Below are 20,547 nucleotides of genomic sequence, written 5' to 3' on the forward strand. Positions count from 1 at the left end.
GCCGCGCATCGACGAGATGCTAGGTCGGCCAGCACGGATCCAGCGGATCCGGCAGTACCCAGGAGCTGCCAGGCAGCGAGAGTTGGTCCCGCGCGCGCGGGTGGATATGGAGTGGATGCGTGAGCCAGACTGAGACGCCCGGGAACGAACCGAACGTCGCTCGGGACAGCGGCCCCCGCCCATTTCCGCTCTCCGCGGCCCAGTACAGCATGTGGATGTCGCAGCAACTGGACCCGGAAACGCCCGTCAACATCGCGATGTACGTGGAGATCCGCGGCGAGGTCGATCACGCGCGCCTCGAGGAGGCCACCCTGCGGGCCGGTGCGGACATCGGCTCCGGCTACCTGCGCATCATCGACACCGATGAGGGGCCACGGCAGATCGTGGACCTCAGCCTGAGCCAGTCCGTCGATCTGGTCGACCTCTCCGACCGCGCCAACCCCACGGCATCCGCGTGGGAGTGGATGGAGCGGGAGTACTCCACCCCGCTGGACTTCGCCAAGGAGCGGCTCGCGCGGTCCGCATTGATCAAGCTGGGCGCGGATCACTACATCTGGTACATGCGCCTGCACCACATCGGTATCGATGGCTTTGGCGGCATGAACATGCTGCTGCGCATCGCCGAGGTCTACTCGGCACTATCCGAGGGCACGGAGCCACGCGAGATCCGGACCAACTCGCTCGAGTCGATCTATGAATCGGAGATCGCGTACAAGGAATCGAAGAGGTTCCGCGACGACCGGGAGTTCTGGACCGAGTACGTCCGGGACCTTCCCGAGAAGATCACCCTGGCGCTCCGGTCCGCTCCGGCCGCGCCCGTCAGCCTGGTGCGGTCCGAGCCCGTGAGCGAGCGGACGGACGCGCTGATCGCGGAGACAGCGGCGGAGCGGTACCGCAAGTCGTTCGCCCCAGCAGTGCTCGCGGCATTCGGGGCCTACCTGTCGCGCGTGAGCGGGCGCGATGAGATCGCGCTGAGCTTCCCGGTAAGTGGCCGTGTCACGAAGTTCATGCAGGCCTCCGGTGGCATGGTGTCGAATGTCGTGCCCATGCGGATCGCGGTGCCGCGCGGCGCGACGCCGCAGGAGCTCATGGATGCGGTGAGCGCCCAGATCACCAAGACGTTGCGGCACCAGCGGTATCGGTACGAGGACCTGCGACGCGACATGGGGATGGTGTCGGCGGACCGGGAGTTCTTCGGGCCAACGGTGAACATCATGATGTTCCAGCCCGAGGTGCGCCTGGGCGACGTCGTGGGCCGGCTGGGCGTGCTCAGCACTGGACCCGTCGAGGATCTCTCGCTGAACCTCTATCCAGCGTCCGGCGGCGGCCAGATCCAGGTTGATTTCGAGGCGAACCCGGGGCGGTACAGCGAGGACGAGCTGGCGCGGCACCATCAGCGCTTCATGCGGTTCCTGGACGCGTTCGTCGCGGCGGAGCCCGGAACCCCGATCGAGCAGATCGATCTTCTCGATGAGCCCGAGCAGTGTGCGCTCGAGAGCTGGTCGTGGGGCCCGGCGGCGGAAGCCGATCCCAGCGCCCTGGCGCGCGACATCGCTGGAGTGCTGGAAAGGGCTGCCGGGGATCCGGTAGCAGGCTCGGCCACAGCCGTCGTCTCGGACGACATCGCGGTCACCTACAGCGAGCTCGCCCGCGCGGTCGCGGTCATCGCGGGACGCCTGCGCGAAGCCGGCGTGGGCGCGGATGACGTGGTGGCCCTCGCGCTCCCTCGTTCGCCCGAGTGGATCGCCGCGATGGTCGCCTCGTGGATGGTGGGCGCGGCCTACGCGCCCGTGGATCCCGCATTCCCGGCCGAGCGGCTCGAGGCCGTGCTCGCCGATACCGGCGCTCGGGCCGTCGCCTGCCTGGCCGGCTGGACGCAGGGAAGCGTCGTCCCGGACGCGCAGCGTGTTGTGTGCGATGTCGCGACGATGGCGGCCGCGGATCCCGTGCCGATGCGCCCGGGCGACGCCTGGAGCGACCCGCTCGCTGGGCAGCGCACCGCCTACATCATCTCGACCTCCGGCTCGACGGGGCGCCCCAAGCCCACGGTGGTGCCGATGGCGGGCGTGGCCAACACCGTGCAGTGGTACCGGCAGGAGACTGCCCTGGTCGAGGGAGAGGGCGTGCTCATCGCCTCCGCTCCTGGCTTCGACCTCACCCAGAAGAACGTGTGGGCCGCGGTCGCGGGTGGCGCCACGATCGTGCTGGCGCGCGATGGCTTCGATCCCGCCGATATCCTGCCCGCGATCCGGGACAACGGCGTGGTGCTGGCGAACATGTCGCCCAGCGCCTTCGAGGCGCTGGTCGATGCGGATACCGACGATGTGTTGCTCGGAGTGCGTACGGTGTTCCTCGGTGGCGAGGCGATCAGGCCGCGACCAGTTGCTGGACTGCTCGCCGCAGGCGTGCGGATCGTCAATAGCTATGGCCCCACCGAGGCCTCGGATGTGGTGTCGTTCGCGACGATGTCGGAGGCCGACGAGGTCTCGGTGCCGATCGGCCATCCGGTTCCCAATATCGGGCTGCATGTGCTCGACGGGGCCCTGCGCCCCGTGCCGATCGGTGTCCCGGGCGAGCTGTATGTCGGCGGGACCGGTGTGGGCCGGGGGTATGGCGGCCAGCTGCCGTTGACCGCGCAGCGCTTCGTGGCCAGCCCGTTCGGCGAGCCGGGGTCGCGCATGTATCGCACCGGGGATCTGGTGCGGTGGCGCGCGGACGGCGAGCTCGAGTACATCGGTCGCACAGATTTCCAGGTGAAGCTGCGCGGCTTCCGCATCGAGCTCGGCGAGATCGAGCAGGCACTGCTCGGGCATCCCTCAGTGGGCCAGGCAGCGGCGCTGGTGCAGCGGACCGAGGGCAAGCCGGATCGGTTGGTCGGCTATGCCGTTGCCGCGCAGGGCGAGACGATCGACGAGGGCGATGTCCTCCAGCATGTATCCGGTTTCCTGCCGGGCTACATGGTCCCCGCGGTGCTGATGGTTCTCGATGAGATGCCGTTGAGCGCGAGTGGCAAGATCGACCGCAAGTCGCTTCCCGAACCGGATTTCGGCGCGATGGTTTCCTCGACCAGGGAGCCGACGAACGAGACCGAGCGAATCCTGGCAGGAATCCTCGCGGATGTCCTGGGGCTGCCCGCGATTGGTCTCGATGACTCGTTCTTCGCGCTCGGCGGCGACAGCATCATGTCCATCAATGTGGTCTCGCGCGCCAAGGCCGCGGGCCTGCACATCACGCCACGGGATGTGTTCGAGAGGCGCACCGTCGCGGCCCTGGCCCAGGTGGCTGTGCCGTCCGACGACGCGAGCCGCGTCGTGCTCGAGGAGCTTGACGGTGGCGGGATCGGCGATGCGCCGCTCACCCCGGTGATGCACTGGATGCTGGAGCGGGGCGGGGACCACGCCCAGTACTCGCAGGCAGCGCTGCTGGCCCTGCCCGCGGGCATCGACGAGGACGGGGTCGCCCGGACCCTCCAGGCCATCCTTGACCACCATGACCTGCTGCGCGTCCGGGTCTCGCACAGGGGGCTCTCCGTTCCCCCCGCGGGCTCGGTGATGGCTACTGATCTGATCACTCGCGTGCGGACCCAGGAGGAGCCGGGATCCGACACGTTCGCGCAGGCCGTCTCCGCCTCGCTGGACGCCGCTTCGGAACGTCTCGACCCGGCAGCGGGGCGCATGCTGCAAGCCGTGTGGTTCGATCTGGGCAGCAAGGCCGAGGGCCGGATCCTGCTGGTCATCCACCATGTCGCGATCGATGGTGTCTCCTGGCGGGTGCTGGTGCCAGACCTCATCGCGGCGTGGGCGGCCATCAGCGCCGGCGAGCAGCCAGCCTTGCAGCCGGTGGGCACGTCATTCCGTCGCTGGGCGCACGGCCTCGAGGAGCAGGTGCCCTCGCGGGAGCCGGAGCTGCCGCTGTGGGAGGACATGCTCAGCGGTAGCGAGCCGTTGCTCGGTTCCCGGCCGTTCGACCGGGACCGCGACCTCAATCGCACCCTCGGGAGGGTCACCTTCGAGCTGCCCACCGATGTCACCGACGCGCTGCTGACGCGCGTGCCCGAGGTGGTGCGCGGCGGCGTCGATGACGGCCTGCTCGCGGCGCTGGTGCTGGCGCTGGCGAAGTGGCGTGGTGCTGCCACGCCGCTGATCGGGCTGGAGGGGCATGGCCGGGAGGCTGCCGCTGTGCCGGGCGCGGAGCTCGACCGCACCGTGGGATGGTTCACGACGATCACGCCGGTGCGGTTCGACGCCTCCGGCGTGGACCTCGATAGCGCGTTCTCGGGCGGGAAGGCCATGGGCGAGGCGCTCAAGGCCGTCAAGGAGCAGCTGCGTTCGATCCCGGACCGGGGCATCGGCTTCGGCATGCTTCGCTACCTGCATCCCGATGGCGCCGCTCGGCTCGGGGAGGGTCCAGCGCCACAGGTGATGTTCAACTACCTCGGTCGCTTCGTCACCGGTGAGATCCCCGACGAGGTCCGTGATCTCGGCTGGGTTCCCTCCGATGACACCGATGACCTGATGTTCACCTTCGCGCCCGGCATGGCCGCGCCCGGCGTGCTCGACATCACCGCGATGATCGCCCCCGCGGAGGACGGGCAGGTGCTCAAGGTCGCGGTGCTGTACCCGGAGGGGCTGCTCGATGACCGCGCTGCCCATGAGTTCGTGGGCCATTGGAGCCGGGCTCTCGGCGCGCTCGGCGACTACGCGTCCGGTCCCGGCGCGGGCGGGCTCACGCCGTCCGACGTCGCGATGGTCGATATCGATCAGGCGACCATCGACGGCATCGAGCGGCACTACCCGTCGCTCGAGGACATCTGGCCGCTGTCGCCCCTGCAGGCCGGCATGTTGTTCCATGCCGTGCTTGCCGAGGACAGCGTCGACGCCTACATGGTGCAGCTCGTGCTGCATGCCCGTGGAACCGTGGATGTCGAGCGCCTCGAGCGTGCCGCCAATGCGGTCATCGCCCGGCACGCGAACCTGCGCGCCGCGTTCATCACCACCTCGGACGGGGACTCGCTGCAGCTCATCCTCGGCGAGTCCAGCATCTCCATCAGGACGCTTGATGTGAGCGATGCCGCCGATCCCGCCGCCGCGGTATCGGATTTCCTCGCGCGGGATCGCGAGCATCGCTTCGACATGGCTCGCGCGCCGCTGGTGCGGATCACCGTGCTGGCCATCGCGCCGGGCGAGCATCGCATCGTGCTCACCAATCACCACATCCTCATGGATGGCTGGTCCACCCCGCTCTATCTGCGGGACCTGATCATGGTGTACGCCGCTGCCGGTGACGCCTCGGCGCTGCCATCGGCCCGCTCGTACAAGGACTACCTGCAATGGGTGCGCCGGCAGGACGCCACCGAGTCCCTCGCTGCATGGCGCGGCGCCCTCGCTGGCCTCGACGAGCCGACCACCCTGGTGCCGCTCGAGCGTGCCCGCAAGCATGATGCTCCCTCCCGCGAGCTCGTCCATGGCTTCAGCGACACGTTCACCCACCGGGTGGTGCGCGTGGCACGCGAGCTCGGGGTCACGGTCAACACCGTCGTGCAGGCGGCCTGGGGGATCGTGCTCGCCACCGAGACGACGCGCGATGATGTCGTTTTCGGTGCGACGGTGTCCGGGCGACCGCCCGAGCTCGACGGTGTCGAGGACATGATCGGCTTGTTCATCAATACGTTGCCAGTGCGGCTGCGCCTCGACCCGGGCGAGACGTTCGCTGGCATGCTCGCGCGGTTGCAGGGCGAGCAGGCTGATCTGCTCGAGCACCACTACGTGCAGCTCGCCGAGATCCAGGGCGAGGCTGGCGAGGGCGCGCTGTTCGACACCCTGACCGTCTTCGAGTCCTATCCGGTGGATCGGGCAGGCCTCGGCGAGGGCCATGCGGTCGCCGGCATGAGCATCGTCGACATCGAGGGCATCGACGCCGCGCACTACCCGGTCACGGTGATCATCCATGCCGAGCCGGAGCTGCGCCTCATCGTCAAGTTCTTCCCGGATCTTCTCGCGCCGGAGCGCATGTCGGCGCTGATGCAGCGCATGGTGCGCACGCTCGCCCGCATCGTCGAGCAGCCCGAGACGCGGCTCGCGGACTTCGATGTGCTGACCGATACGGAGCGGGAGCACCTCGCTCCGGTGCACGGCGCCCCGGGGGAGCCGCCGCTCGCGCTCCCGGACCTGCTGGCCGCTACCGCTGCGGACGCGGCAAGCACCACCGCGATCATCGACCGGCACCGGGAGCTCGACTACGCGGAGCTCGATGCCCGCTCGTCCCGGCTGGCCCGCTACCTCATCGAGCTCGGCGTCGGGCCGGAGAAGTTTGTCGCGCTGGGCATGTCCAGGTCGGTCGAATCGCTGATCGGGGTGTGGGCGGTCGCCAAGTCCGGTGGCGCGTTCGTGCCGGTGGACCCGAGCTACCCGACTGATCGCATCGAGCACATGCTGCGTGATTCCTCCGCGCGCATCGGCCTCACCGTTGCGGGCGAGCATGGTGGGCTACCCGCCACCACCGAGTGGATCGTGCTGGATGATCCGCAGGTCGCCGCGCGCATCGACAGCTTCTCCGATGCCCCCGTCAGTGATCGGGACCGCCGCCAGCCAGTGCGCATCGCCAATACGGCATACATGATCTACACCTCGGGCTCCACCGGTCTGCCCAAGGGCGTCGTGGTGACGCATCGGGGCATGGCGAACTTCGCGGCCGAGCAGAGCGACCGGTACGCGGTGACGCATGACTCGCGGGTGCTGCACTTCTCCTCGCCGAGCTTCGACGCCTCGGTGCTCGAGTACCTGCTCGCCTTCGGGACCGGTGCGACGATGGTGGTCGTGCCGCCCGGTACGTTCGGTGGCGACGAGCTCGCCGAGGTGATCCGCGAGCACCAGGCCACCCATGCGTTCATCACCCCGGCCGCCCTCGCGTCGGTGGATCCGGCGGGACTCGATTCGTTCCAGCATGTCGTGGCTGGCGGCGAGGCCGTCCCCGCCGAGCTGGTGGCCCGCTGGGCACCAGGGCGGCGCATGTACAACGGCTATGGGCCGACCGAGACCACGATCATGGTGATGATCTCCCAGCCCATGTCCGCCGGGCAGGATGTCGTCACCATTGGCCCACCGATCCGTGGCACCCGCGCGATGGTGCTCGATTCGCGGCTGCGACCCGTGCCGGTCGGTGTTGCCGGCGAGCTGTATGTCGCGGGCATGGGCGAGGCCCGTGGCTACCACGACCGCCGCGCGCTGACCGCGGAGCGATTCGTCGCCGACCCCTACGGGCAGTCTGGCGATCGGATGTACCGCACCGGCGACCTGGTGCGGTGGACGACGAGCGGTCCCTCCGGCGAGCTGGAGATCGAGTACCTCGGGCGCACGGACTTCCAGGTGAAGGTGCGGGGCTTCCGCATCGAGCTCGGCGAGATCGACGGGGCCCTCGCCAGGCATCCTGACGTGGACTTCGCCGTCACCCTCGGCAACACCGGGGAGAGTGGCATTACCCGGCTCGTGGCGTACGCCAAGCCCGTCGCGGGGGCAACGCTGGATCCGCAGGAGCTCGCGGCATTCGTCGGCGAGACACTGCCCTCGCACATGGTGCCGTCCGCGATCATCGTGCTCGACGAGATCCCCCTCACCGTCAACGGCAAGCTCGATCGCCGGGGCCTCCCGGAGCCCGTGTTCACCTCGGACGAGGACACCTACGTCGAGCCATCCACCTCCGCGGAGCAGGCGATCGCGGGCATCTTTGCCGGTGTCCTTGGCCTCGACCGGGTCGGCGTGCACGATAGTTTCTTCGATCTCGGTGGCAACTCGTTGTCGGCCACCCGCGTCGTCGCGCGCATCAAGAATGCCTTCGACGCTCAGCTTGGCGTTCGGGATCTGTTCGAATCACCAACCGTGGCTTCGCTCGCCGCCCGGATGGATGGTGCTGCGAGCGCCCCCGATGCCGCGCTGGTCGCCCGGCCCCGCCCGGAGCGGCTGCCGCTGTCCCTCGCGCAGCAGGGCCTGTGGTTCATCAATCAGTACGACCCCTCGTCGGGGATCTACAACATCGCGTTCGGCGTGGACCTGGCTGGCCAGCTCGATGTCACCGCCATGCAGCAGGCGATGCGCGACGTGCTCGAGCGGCACGAGGCACTGCGCACCGTGTTCCCCGCTGATACCCAGGGCGCGCACCAGGTGATCCTTCCGATGGAGGAGACGGAGATCGAGATCGACGTCACCGATGTCGAGGCGCCCGCGGAGCCAGGCTCGTCCTTCGCCGGCCCGGCAGAGGGGCCGGCCATCGAGTTCGTCTCGCGCGGCTTCGATGTGCGCGGGGACCTACCGATCCGGGCGCGGATCTTCCGCATGGCGCCCGAGCGCCACTTCCTCGCCATCGTCGTGCACCACATCGTGGCGGACGGTGGCTCCATGCCGCCCTTGGCCAGCGACCTCATGTATGCCTATTCATGCCGCGCCGATGGTGCCGCGCCGCAGTGGGAGCCACTGCCGGTGCAGTACGCCGACTATGCGCTGTGGCAGCGCGAGGTGCTCGGTGACGAGGCCGATCCGGGCAGCGTGGTGGCGCGGCAGCTCGAGCACTGGTCCTCCACGCTGCGTGGCATTCCCCAATTGCTTCCCCTGCCCACCGACTACCCGCGCCCCGCGACGCAGTCGATGCGTGGCGAGACGGTGCGGTTCGGCATCGAGGCGGACGTGCACCGGCGCCTCGCGGAGCTCGCGCGCGAGCACAACGCGACCGTGTTCATGGTCGCTCACGCGGCTCTCGCCGTGCTGCTCGCGCGGTTGTCGGGAACCTCTGACATCGTGATCGGCACGCCGGTCGCCGGTCGTGGCGAGGAAGCCCTCGAGCAGCTCGCCGGCATGTTCGTCAACACGCTGGCGCTGCGTGCCCAGGTCAACCCGGACGCGACGTTCGCGGAGCTGCTCGCGGAGGTGTGGGAGCAGGATCTCGCGGCCTTCAACAACGCCGATGTGCCGTTCGAGCGGGTCGTGCGCGAGATCGGCGTGGATCGCGCCGCGGGCCACTCGCCGCTGTTCCAGGTGATGCTGGCGTTCCAGAACACTGATCCGGTTCGCTTCGCGCTGAGCGGGCTCGACGTGGTCGCCGATGGGCTCGATATCAACACCGCCAAGTACGACCTGCTCCTCACCCTTGAGGAGATCCACTCCGAGCGGGGCGAGCCGGGCGGCATCAAGGCGCACCTCACCTACGCGACGGACCTGTTCGAGCGCCAGACGATCGAGCAATACTGCGAGCGCTACGCCCGCGTCCTCGAGGCGGTCATCGACAATCCCGGCATCGCGGTGGGCGACATCAACCTGTTGTCCAGCGAGGAGCAGGGCCTCTTCACGACCGGGCCGCAGCCGACAGGCCGCTTGCAGCAGCGGGTGGAGCAGGCCTTGGCCAAGGAGCCCGATGGCGCTGCGTTCGTCGTCGATGGCATGCGCGTGTCCTACCAGCAGGTCCAGGACCGGGCCCAGGTGGTCGCTGACCGCATCGGCGAGGAACGCATCCACGATGACGGTCATTACGCGCTCGCGCTGCTGACCTTTGCCACCGGCGCTTCCGATGACGACGCGGCCATGAGGCTGATCGATCGGCTCGTGCCCGTGCTCGACGCGGTCGCCGGGGATACGGCGCTCGCGCTCGGCGCGCTCGGGCAGAACCTCGATCTTGGCGTGGCCGGGAGCCGCGGAGGCTGGAACGATACGGCCCACCAGGTTCCAGAGACGAACCTCGCGGAGATGTTCGCGCGGCAGGCCGCCACGACGCCTGATCTGCCCGCCCTCGCTTACCGGCAGCGGTCGCTGACGTATGCGGAGCTCGATGCATGGTCCAGCCAGCTCGCGCGGCACCTCATCGGCCTCGGGGTCGGGCCCGAATCGCGGGTCGCCCTGGTGATGCGCCGGTCCCTGGAGATGGTGGTCGGCATGTACGCCATCATCAAGGCCGGTGGTGCCTACGTGCCGGTGGACCCCGACCATCCCGCGGAACGCATCGACTGGGTGCTGGGATCCTCGCGACCGGTGTGCGTGGTCACGACCACCCGTGACCGCGTGCCGCTCGCCGAGGGCGTCACCGTGCTCGAGCTCGACCGGCTCGATACCAGCAGCCTCGATGCCGGGCCGGTCACGGATGAGGACCGGGTCGCGCCGTTGTCGGCGGACAACATCGCCTACATCATCTACACCTCCGGCTCCACCGGCAATCCCAAGGGCGTGGCCGTCTCGCACCGGGCCATCGCCAACCGCCTGCTGTGGATGCAGCACGAGTACCAGCTCGCCCCCAACGATGCCGTGCTGCAGAAGACCCCGTTCACCTTCGACGTGTCGGTCTGGGAGTTCTTCTGGCCCTTGCAGATCGGCGCCCGCCTGGTCGTGGCGCTGCCCGATGGGCATCGCGATCCGGCGTACCTGACCGAGCTGATCGAGCACGAACGCATCACTGTCCTGCACTTCGTGCCGTCGATGCTCGCGGTGTTCGTGGCAGCGGCGACCGAGAGCGGCTGGCATGATCGCATCGCCACGCTGCGCATGGTCTTCGCCAGCGGCGAGGCGCTCGCCCCCGCCACCGCGGCGGGCCTCGCGGAGCTCTCCGGAGCGGCGCTGCACAATCTCTACGGCCCCACCGAGGCTGCCGTGGACGTCACCTACCACCAGTACACCGCGGAGGACACGGTCACCGTGCCGATCGGCGCGCCCGTGTGGAACACCCAGGTGTATGTGCTCGATAACCGGCTCTCGCCCGTGCCGATCGGCGTGCATGGCGAGCTGTACCTCGCCGGCATCCAGCTGGCTCGCGGCTATGTCGGTCAGTCGGGCCTGAGCGCGGACCGGTTCATCGCGAACCCCTTCGGAGCCACCGGGGAGCGGATGTACCGCACCGGCGACCTCGTGCGGTGGCGCAAGGACGGCGAGATCGAGTACATCGGCCGCACCGACTTCCAGGTGAAGCTGCGCGGCCTGCGCATCGAGCTCGGCGAGATCGAGGCTGTCCTCCAGGCGCAGGATGGCGTGGACCAGGTCGTGGTCGTGCTGCATCGCGATCCCGCCGCGGGGGACCAGCTCGTTGGCTATGTCACCCCCAAGGCCGGCGCGGACCTGCACGTCGAGCAGTTGCGGCGCGGCGCCGCCGAGCGGCTGCCCGAGTACATGGTGCCGCGCGTGATCATGGTGCTCGACGAGTTCCCGCTCAGCGTCAATGGCAAGCTCGACCGCAAGGCCCTGCCCGAGCCCGAGCGCAGCACCGGCACTGATGTTCATGCCGCGCCCTCTGGCCCGGTGGAGGAGATCATCGCGGGCATCTTCACCGAGGTCACCAACCATGAGCGCGTGGGCGCGACGGTGTCGTTCTTCGATCTCGGTGGCAACTCGCTGTCGGCCACGCTGGTGACCACCCGCATCAACGAGGCCTTCGGCTGCGATCTCAACCTGCGCGACCTGTTCGAGTCGCCCACGGTCGCAGGACTGGCCGCGCTCGTCGAGCACCAGGGCGCCCGCGGCGCTACCCGGCCCAAGCTGGTCCGGCAGCCACGCGAGGGCCACATCCCGCTGTCGCTGGCCCAGCAGCGCCTCTGGTTCCTCAACCGCTACGATTCCGCGTCCGCGGTGTACAACATGCCGCTCGTGCTGCGGCTCTCGGGCAAGCTGTATGTATCTGCCCTGCAGGAAGCCCTGCATGACGTCGTGGGCAGGCACGAGTCCCTGCGCACCGTGTTCCCCATGCACCAGGGCGAGGCCACCCAGGTGATCCTGCCGGCCAACAAGGTCGACATCGATGTCTCGCCCGTTGATGTCGCGGGCCCCGGCGCGCTCGAGCGCGAGCTGTTCACCCTCGCCTCGGTCGGGTTCGATGTCACCGCGGAACCGCCGATCCGGGCCGCATTGCTGCGCACCGCGCCCGACGAGCACACCCTCCTCGTGGTCGTCCACCACATCGCGGCGGACGGGGCATCGCTCGGCCCGCTCGCGAAGGATCTCGTCACCGCCTACAAGGCGCGCGCCAACGACGACTCCCCGTCCTGGGAACCACTGCCCGTGCAGTACGCCGACTATGCGATGTGGCAGCGCGAGCTGCTCGGGTCCGAGAACGATCCCGAGTCGGTCGCCGGCCGGCAGATCGCGTTCTGGCGCGAGACCCTCGCCGGCCTCCCCGAGGTGCTCGAGCTGCCCACGGACCGGCCGCGCCCGCCCGCCCAATCGCAGCGGGGCGCGACGTTCGCGTTCACCATCCCCGCCGAGGTGCAGGCTGGCCTGCAGGAGCTCGCGCGGGAGAAGCGCACCACCATCTTCATGGTCGTGCACGCGGCGTTCGCGACGCTCCTCTCGCGGCTGTCCGGCTCCGACGATGTCGCGATCGGCACCCCCGTCGCGGGGCGTGGCGAGCGCGCGCTCGACCCGCTTGTCGGAATGTTCGTCAACACGCTGGTCCTGCGTGCCCACGTGGATCCGGCCACCCCGTTCGACGAGCTCCTCGCCTCGGTTCGCGAGCGTGACCTCGCCGCGTTCACCCAGGCCGATGTTCCGTTCGAGCAGCTTGTCGATTCACTGCGGCCCACCCGCTCCAGCGCGCACGCGCCGCTGTTCCAGGTGGTCCTCGCGTTCCAGAACACCGATCCGATCGCGTTCGATCTCGACGGCATCGCGGCCGAGCTGCGCACGGTCGATGTGCACACCACCAAGTTCGATCTGATGCTCGACCTGTCCGAGCAGACCGACGAGTCCGGTGCTCCCGCAGGCATGCGCGGGCACTTCGTGTATGCCACCGATCTGTTCGACGAGGCCACGATCGTCGGTTTCGCCGACCGGTTCGTGCAGGTGCTCTCCGCGGTGATCGAGGATCCGCAGCGGCCCGTGGGCGATATCGAGATCGTCAGTGATGCCGAGCGGGCAGCCATCGTCCCGGTGCGCGGCGGTGCTGCCCCGGAGCCGATGCTGCTGCCTGGCATCCTCGCGCGCGCGGCGGCCGAGGATCCCGCCGCCACGGCCGTGATCGCCGGTGACCGCGAGCTCACTTACGAGCAGCTTGATCGCCAGTCCTCGATGCTCGCCCGCGTGCTCCTCGGCCGTGGCGTGCGCACCGGTCATGTGGTGGCGCTCGCGATGCCGCGCTCGATCGAGATGATCGAGGCGATCTGGGCAGTGGCGAAGACTGGCGCGGCGTACGTGCCTGTGGATCCCGCCTACCCGGAGGATCGCATCGCGCACATGATCTCGGACTCGGGCGCGACGGCGGGCCTTGTCCTCGCCGCGGACCGTTCCGCGCTGCCCACGGGCATCGACTGGATCAGCATCGACGACCCCGGCTTCCGGGACGGTCTCGGCACCATGCCGGACGGACCGGTCACCGATGCCGAGCGCGGCCCCATCGAGGTCAGCTCCGCCGCGTACATGATCTACACCTCGGGCTCCACGGGCCTTCCCAAGGGTGTAGTGGTCACCCATCGCGGGCTCTCGGCGGTCGTGGCCGAGCAGATCGATGCGTTCGGGCTCACCCGTGGCTCCCGCGTGCTTCAGGTGGCCTCGCCATCCTTCGACGCCTCGGTGTTCGAGCTGCTCATGGCGTTCGGCCCCGCAGCGACCCTCGTGGTGGTGCCGGGCGGTGGCCGCGACGCGGCCGGTTCCGTCGGCCAGGTGCTGCGTGACCAGCACGTCACGCATTGCGTGATCACCCCATCGGTGCTCGCCTCGCTCGATCCCGGCGAGCTGACCGATATCGAGACGCTGCTCGTGGCGGGCGAGGCATGCCCGCCCGAGCTGGTGGCGCAGTGGGCGCCCGGGCGCCGCATGCTCAACCTGTATGGCCCGACCGAATCGACGATCTGGTCCACCGCGAGCGCCCCCATGCAGCCGGGGCAGCCCGTGGACATCGGCCGCCCCATCACGGGCACCGATGTGCTGGTGCTCGATAACCGCCTCCGCCCGGTCCCCGTGGGAGTGGCCGGCGAGATGTACCTCGCGGGCGCGGGGCTCGCGCGGGGCTACCACCATCGCAATGGGCTCACTGCCGCCCGCTTCGTCGCGGATCCGTTCGGTGCGCCGGGAGAGCGGCTCTACCGCACTGGCGATCTGGTGCGCTGGAAGCACGACCACACCCTCGAGTACCTCGGCCGCACCGATTTCCAGGTGAAGCTGCGCGGCCTGCGCATCGAGCTCGGCGAGATCGAGGCAGCCCTCGCCCGGCACGCCGCCGTCAGCCAGGCCGTGGCGACGGTCTACCGCGATGCCCATGTCGGCGACGTGCTCGTCGCCTACGTCGTCGCAGCCAGCGGGGACGCGCGGCTCGATACCGAGGAGCTGCGCGCGCACGTCGGCGAGGACCTGCCGGCATACATGGTGCCGCAGGTCATCATGGTTCTCGACGCGATTCCCGTCACCGTCAATGGCAAGGCGGACCGCAAGGCCCTCCCGGACCCCGACCTCGCGCTGCTGCAGCAGGAGTTCCGGGCGCCAGCATCGGTGATGGAGGAGATCATCGCTGGCATCTTCAGCGAGATCACGGGGCGCGAGCGCGTTGGCGCGGACGACAATTTCTTCGACATCGGCGGCAACTCGCTGTCCGCCACCCGGGTGGCTGCCCGGGCCAGCGAGGCCACGGGCCGCGAGATCGGTGTGCGCGAGCTGTTCGACGCGCCCACCGTCGCTGAGTTCTCTGCCGCGGTGGAGTCCGCGACCACCGGTACCACCCGGCCGCCGCTCGAGCCTCTTCCGGAGGGCACCACGGCTCCGCTGTCCCTCGCGCAGAACCGCATGCTCGCGCTCAACCAGCTCGACCCGGGCTCCCCGGCGTACAACATCCCGCTGATGCTGCGGCTCACCGGCACGCTCGACGCTGACGCGATGTCCGCTGCCATGCACGATGTCATCAATCGCCATGAGGTCCTGCGCACGACCTACCCCGAGGTCGACGGCGAGCATGTTCTCTCGGTCACGCCGGCGCGGGAGATCCCCACCAGCCTCGTCGCCGTCGACGTGGCGGGGGAGGAGCAGCTCCTCGCTCGTGTCACTGACCTCGCCACCACCGGTTTCGACGTCACGCGGGATGCGCCCGTGCGCACCGCGCTGTTCCGGCTTGCCGAGGACCAGCACGTCCTCGTGCTCGTGGTGCATCACATCGCGGCCGACGGCGAATCGCTCGCGCCGCTCGCCCGGGACGTGATGATCGCCTACTCGGCGCGAGCCGAGGACCATGAGCCTGGCTGGGCGCCGCTCGCCGTGCAGTACTCGGACTTCGCCGCGTGGCAGCGCGACCTGCTCGGCTCCGAGGATGACCCGGCGTCGCTGCTCTCGACCCAGATCGCCTATTGGCGGAACGCCCTTGCCGATCTGCCAGAGCTCATCGAGCTGCCCACTGATCGGCCGCGGCCGGCCGTGATGTCCCAGCGCGGCGCCCAGCACGAGCTCGCGCTCGACGCCGGGGTGCAGCAGCGCATCATGGATCTCGCGCGGCGCCACAACGCGACCCCCTTCATGGTGGTCCATGCGGCGCTCGCGATCCTGTTGTCGCGGTTGTCGGGGGAGAACGATGTCCCCATTGGCACCCCGGTGGCCGGGCGTGGCGATCGCAAGCTCGACGATGTCGTTGGCATGTTCGTCAACACCCTGGTGCTGCGCACCGGGATCGCTTCCGGGCAGCGCTTCGTGGACTTCCTCGACGAGGTGCGGCGTTCGGATATCGCGGCGTTCACCCACACCGACGTGCCGTTCGAGAAGCTCGTCGAGGTACTCGACCCGGCACGCTCGCGGGCGCACGCGCCACTGTTCCAGGTGCTGTTCACCTTCCAGAACAGCAGCTCGCCCCGATTCGAGCTGCCCGGCCTCGCGGTGGAGCCGATCGAGGTGGATACCCACACCGTGAAGTTCGACCTCGATATCGCGGTGATCCAGCAGTGGACGGACAATACTGTCCCGGCCGGCATGCGCGTGGTGCTCACCTACGCCACCGATCTGTTCGACGAATCGACCGTCGCGACCTTCGGCAAGCGCTTCGCCACGCTCCTCGGCAGCGTGCTCGAAGCGCCCGAGGCAGCCATCCGGGACCAGCAATGGATCGACGGCCCCGAGCTCGATCAGGTAGCCCTGCTGGGCCGCGGTGACCGGCGTGCCACGATGGAGACCAGCCCGCTGTACCGGTTCCGCCAGCAGTGCGCCGCGACGCCTGACGCGGCTGCTGTCCGGGACGGCAGCCTCGTCCTTACCTACCGGCAGCTTGATGCGGCCTCCACCCAGCTCGGCGAGGACCTTGCCCGCGCGGGAGCGGGGCCCGACGATGTGGTCGCGCTGCTGCTGCCCCGCTCGGCCCAATGGGTCGTCGCGATGCTCGCCGCATGGAAGGCCGGCGCCGCCTACGCGCCGATCGACCCGAAGTTCCCCGAGGACCGTCTCGCCGCCGTGCTCGCCGACACCCAGGCCATTGCCGCTGTCGTCGCGGGCCCGGGCCCCTGGGACACCCTGATGGGCGAGGGCACCGTGTTCACGCTCGACGAGCGCATCGCCGAGGCGCCACCGGTCGCGACGGCGTTGCCCGACCGCTGGACCGAGCCCGGATCCGGCGACCGCATCGGCTATGTCATCTCCACCTCCGGCTCCACCGGCAGGCCCAAGCCCACGCTGGTGCCGATGGCGGGAATCGCCAACACCCTCGAGTGGTACCTCGACGCCTCCGCGGTGGACGCCGGCGATGGCGTGCTGATCGCCTCCTCGCCCGGCTTCGACCTGACCCAGAAGAACGTATGGGTGGCACTCTCCGCGGGAGCGACGATCGTCATCGCGGAGGACCCGTTCGATCCGGCGAGCATCCTGCAATCCATCACGGGCACGTCCGTGGCGCTGGCAAACATGTCGCCAAGCGCGTTCGAGGCGCTGGCCGAGACCGACGACACCGGAGTGCTCGCGAGCCTGCGGGCCGTCTTCCTCGGCGGCGAGGCGATCCGCCGCAAGCCGATCGCCGCGCTGCTTGATGCAGGCGTGCGCTTCTACAACAGCTATGGGCCCACCGAGGCTTCCGATGTCGTCTCCTGGGCACCAGTGGAGCCCGGGGCGGACGGGAACACCCCGATCGGCGAGCCCATCCCCAATATCGACCTGTTCGTCCTTGACCGCGACTTGCGGCCCGTGCCCCACGGCGTCGGTGGCGAGCTGTACGTGGCTGGCATCGGCGTGGGACGCGGCTACGGCGGCATGACCGCCCTCACCGCGCAACGCTTCGTCGCGAGCCCGTTCGGCAAGCCGGGCGCGCGCATGTACCGCACCGGCGACCTCGCCCGGTGGACCACCGAAGGGCAGCTCGAGTACCTCGGCCGCACCGACTTCCAGGTGAAGCTGCGGGGCTTCCGCATCGAGCTCGGCGAGATCGAGGCCGTGCTGGCCGCGGACCCAGCCATCAGCAAGGCGCACGTGCAGGTCTATCACGATGCCCATGCAGGTGATCAGCTCGTCGCCTACCTCGTGCCGGTCGCGGGAGCCACCCCCGACCGCGATGAGCTGCGCGCCCACGCGTCCTCGAGCCTGCCGCCGTACATGGTCCCGGCCGCGATCGAGCTGCTGTCCGAGTTCCCCCTCACCGCCAGCGGCAAGCTCGACCGCAGGCGGCTGCCCGCGCCGCAGCTCGCCACTGCTATCACCGGCGAGCATGTAGCCCCCACCAACCCGGTGGAGGAAGCGATCGCAGCCGTGTTCGCCGAGGTCCTCGGCGTGCCGGAGGTGTCGATCACCGCGCCGTTCTTCGACCTCGGCGGCAACTCGCTGGGCGGGATGAAAGCCGTTGCCCGCATCAGCAGCAGCCTCGGCGTGAAGGTGCGCCTCCATGACCTGTTCGACGCGCCCACCGTCGCCGAGCTCGCGGTCCGTGTCGAGCACGCCCATGCCCTGCGGGGCGGCGGGCAGCCGCTCGCCCCGGTCGATCCGCGACCCGAGCACATCCCGCTGTCCCTCGCGCAGCAACGCATGTGGCTGATCAACCGGTTCGATCCCGCATCATCGGCGTACAACATGCCGTTGATCGTGCGGCTCTCCGGCGACCTGGATGCCAAGGCGCTCGCGCAGGCCGTCGCGGATGTCATCGAGCGCCACGAGACCCTGCGCACCATGTTCCCCGAGGGGCCCGAGGGGCCGGAGCAGCGCATCATGCCTGCCCGCGATACCACCATCGATCTCGCGGTGCAGGACGTCGCCGAGGACGAGGCGATCGCGCGCATCACCACGCTCGTGGGGCGCGGATTCGATGTGACCCGGGAAGTGCCGCTGCGCAGCGCGCTCCTGCGGATCGCCCCGACCGAGCACGTGCTGGTCATCGTCGTCCACCACATCATCGGTGACGGTGAATCCATGACACCCATGGCCAGGGACGTGATGATCGCCTACGCCGCGCGGTCCGCCGAGGATATCCCCGGCTGGGAACCGCTCGAGGTGCAGTACGCGGACTTCTCCATCTGGCAGCGCCGCGAGCTTGGCGATGCCAGCACTCCCGGAACGCTGGCGGCCGAGCAGCTCGACTACTGGCGCGATAGCCTCGCCGGGCTGCCCGCCCTGCTCGATATCCCCACCGACCGGCCCCGCCCGGCCACCGCCGGTTCCGAGGCCGGGACCGTCTCGTTCCAGATCGCGGCCGGCACCCACCAGGGCCTCGCCGGGCTGGCGCAGGAGCAGAACGCATCCCTATTCATGGTGCTGCACGCCGCTTTCGCCGCGACGCTAGCCCGGATCACCGGGACCAGCGACATCGCTGTCGGCTCACCCATTGCCGGCCGCGGCGAGGCCGTGCTCGACGATCTCATTGGTATGTTCGTCAACACCCTGGTGCTGCGCACCGAGGCCGACCCGGACATCACGTTCCAGGACTTCCTTCGAGAAGTCCGTCGGGCGGACCTCGCCGCGTTCGAGCATGCGGACATCCCGTTCGAGCAGATCGTCGAGGCGGTCGGGGCAGGTGGCTCCCACGCGCACGCCCCGCTCGTGCAGGTGGTCATCAGCTTGCTCAACCCGCAGCTTGGCACCCTTGAGCTGCCCGGGCTGATCGTGAGCCCGTTCGAGGGCGCGAGCGAGTCCGCGAAGTTCGACGTGCTGCTCACCCTCGAGCAACGGTTCACCGACGAGCATGCGCACGACGGGATCGCCGGCACGATCGTGTACCGCACCGACATCTTCGACGCTGCATCGATGGAGCGCCTCGGGCGCAGGTTCGAGCGTGTCGTCGATGCTGTCCTCGCCGATACCTCGGTGATCCTCGGCGATATCGACATCACCGACGCCGATGAGGCCAGCAGCATCGTCCAGGGTGGCGCGCCTGCCAGCGGGAAGCCCCGCACCGATAGCAGCGGTGGCCTCGTCGGCGGTGATCCGGCCGAGCCGGAGACGCTTGCCCAGATCCTCGCCCGTGGCGCCGAGGCGGATCCCGCCGCGACCGCGATCATCGCGGAAGCCAAGAACGTCACGTACATGAACCTCGACAAGCGATCCTCCCGGCTCGCTCGGCTGCTCATTCGCAACGGTGCGGCACCAGAGACGACCGTTGCCGTCGTCCTGCCGGTTTCCACCGAGCTTGTCGTCGCGATCTGGGCAGTCGCCAAGTCCGGGGCCGCGATCCGCATCATCGAGCCCGCTGGGGCCGCCGAAGCCCTCGCGGGATTCACCGGGGTCGTGGTCTCGACCAGCGAGCACGACGCGGGCGCAAGCTCCACCCGCATCGACCTCGACGATGCGGCGACCAAGGCGCAGCTCAAGACGCTGCCGCCGACACCGATCTCGTTCTACGACCGGTCCGGCATCCTGCGCACCACCAACACGGCCTACCTGGTCCCGGCGGGGGCGGGGACGCTCGCGGAGATGCCGCACACTGGTATCGCCTCGGCGCTCGCGGACCTTCGCGACTGGACCCAGGTAGCCGATGCGCCCAGCGTTGTGGTCACCGGGCCAACCGATCCGGCCTGGACCGTCCTCGAGATCGCTCTCGCTGCCTCCGCCAGCCTCCCCGTGGACGTGACGGGAGCAGCAGAAGGCGGTGGAATCCGCCTGGCTTCCAGTGGGCTGGAAGCTCGCGGCATGGAAGGCGAGGCGATCATCACCGGGCCTGCCGCGCCGATCGCTGCGCGAGTCGTGCCAGGCGACGCCACAGCGGAGATCACGCCGGCCCGGGGAACGAGCTGGCTTGTCCTTGATGAGGCATTGAGCCCCGTTGATCCTGGGACGGAAGGCGAGCTCTACGTCGCCGGTGCAGCGCTGGCACGTTGCTGCCAGAACGATCCCGCTACTACTGCCATGACGTTCGTTGCTGATCCCAGCGGGGAGGCAGGGGGCCGCATGCACCGGTCCGGGGCGGGCGCGCGCTGGATCAGCGGAAGCACCGTTTCCTGGAGCGGCAGCGAGGCGTAGCGGGCGGCGATTCGCGAGCCTCCACCCTCTCCGCGGGCGCAACGAGAAGCGTTGCGCCCGCGTCGCTCGGGGTGGTCTGTGATCTGGGCCACCTATGCCTGGTTAGCATGTAAAGACGTTGTGTTTCTTTTGCTCACCATCGGCGCCCGGATCAGGGCGGCGTTGCACCGTAGTTAGGGCTATTAATGACTTCACC

General features: G+C 69.2%; 1 protein-coding gene. It reads left to right on the forward strand.

Annotated elements, in window-relative coordinates; genetic code table 11:
- Positions 1-119: 119 nt before the first annotated feature.
- A complete protein-coding gene (locus QC765_RS11035; protein ID WP_278314498.1) occupies positions 120-20,351 on the forward strand; it encodes a non-ribosomal peptide synthase/polyketide synthase in 20,232 nt (6,743 codons plus the stop codon).
- Positions 20,352-20,547: the final 196 nt, after the last annotated feature.

It is taken from the genome of Hoyosella levis (assembly GCF_026008515.1).
Lineage (GTDB): Bacteria > Actinomycetota > Actinomycetes > Mycobacteriales > Mycobacteriaceae > Lolliginicoccus > Lolliginicoccus levis.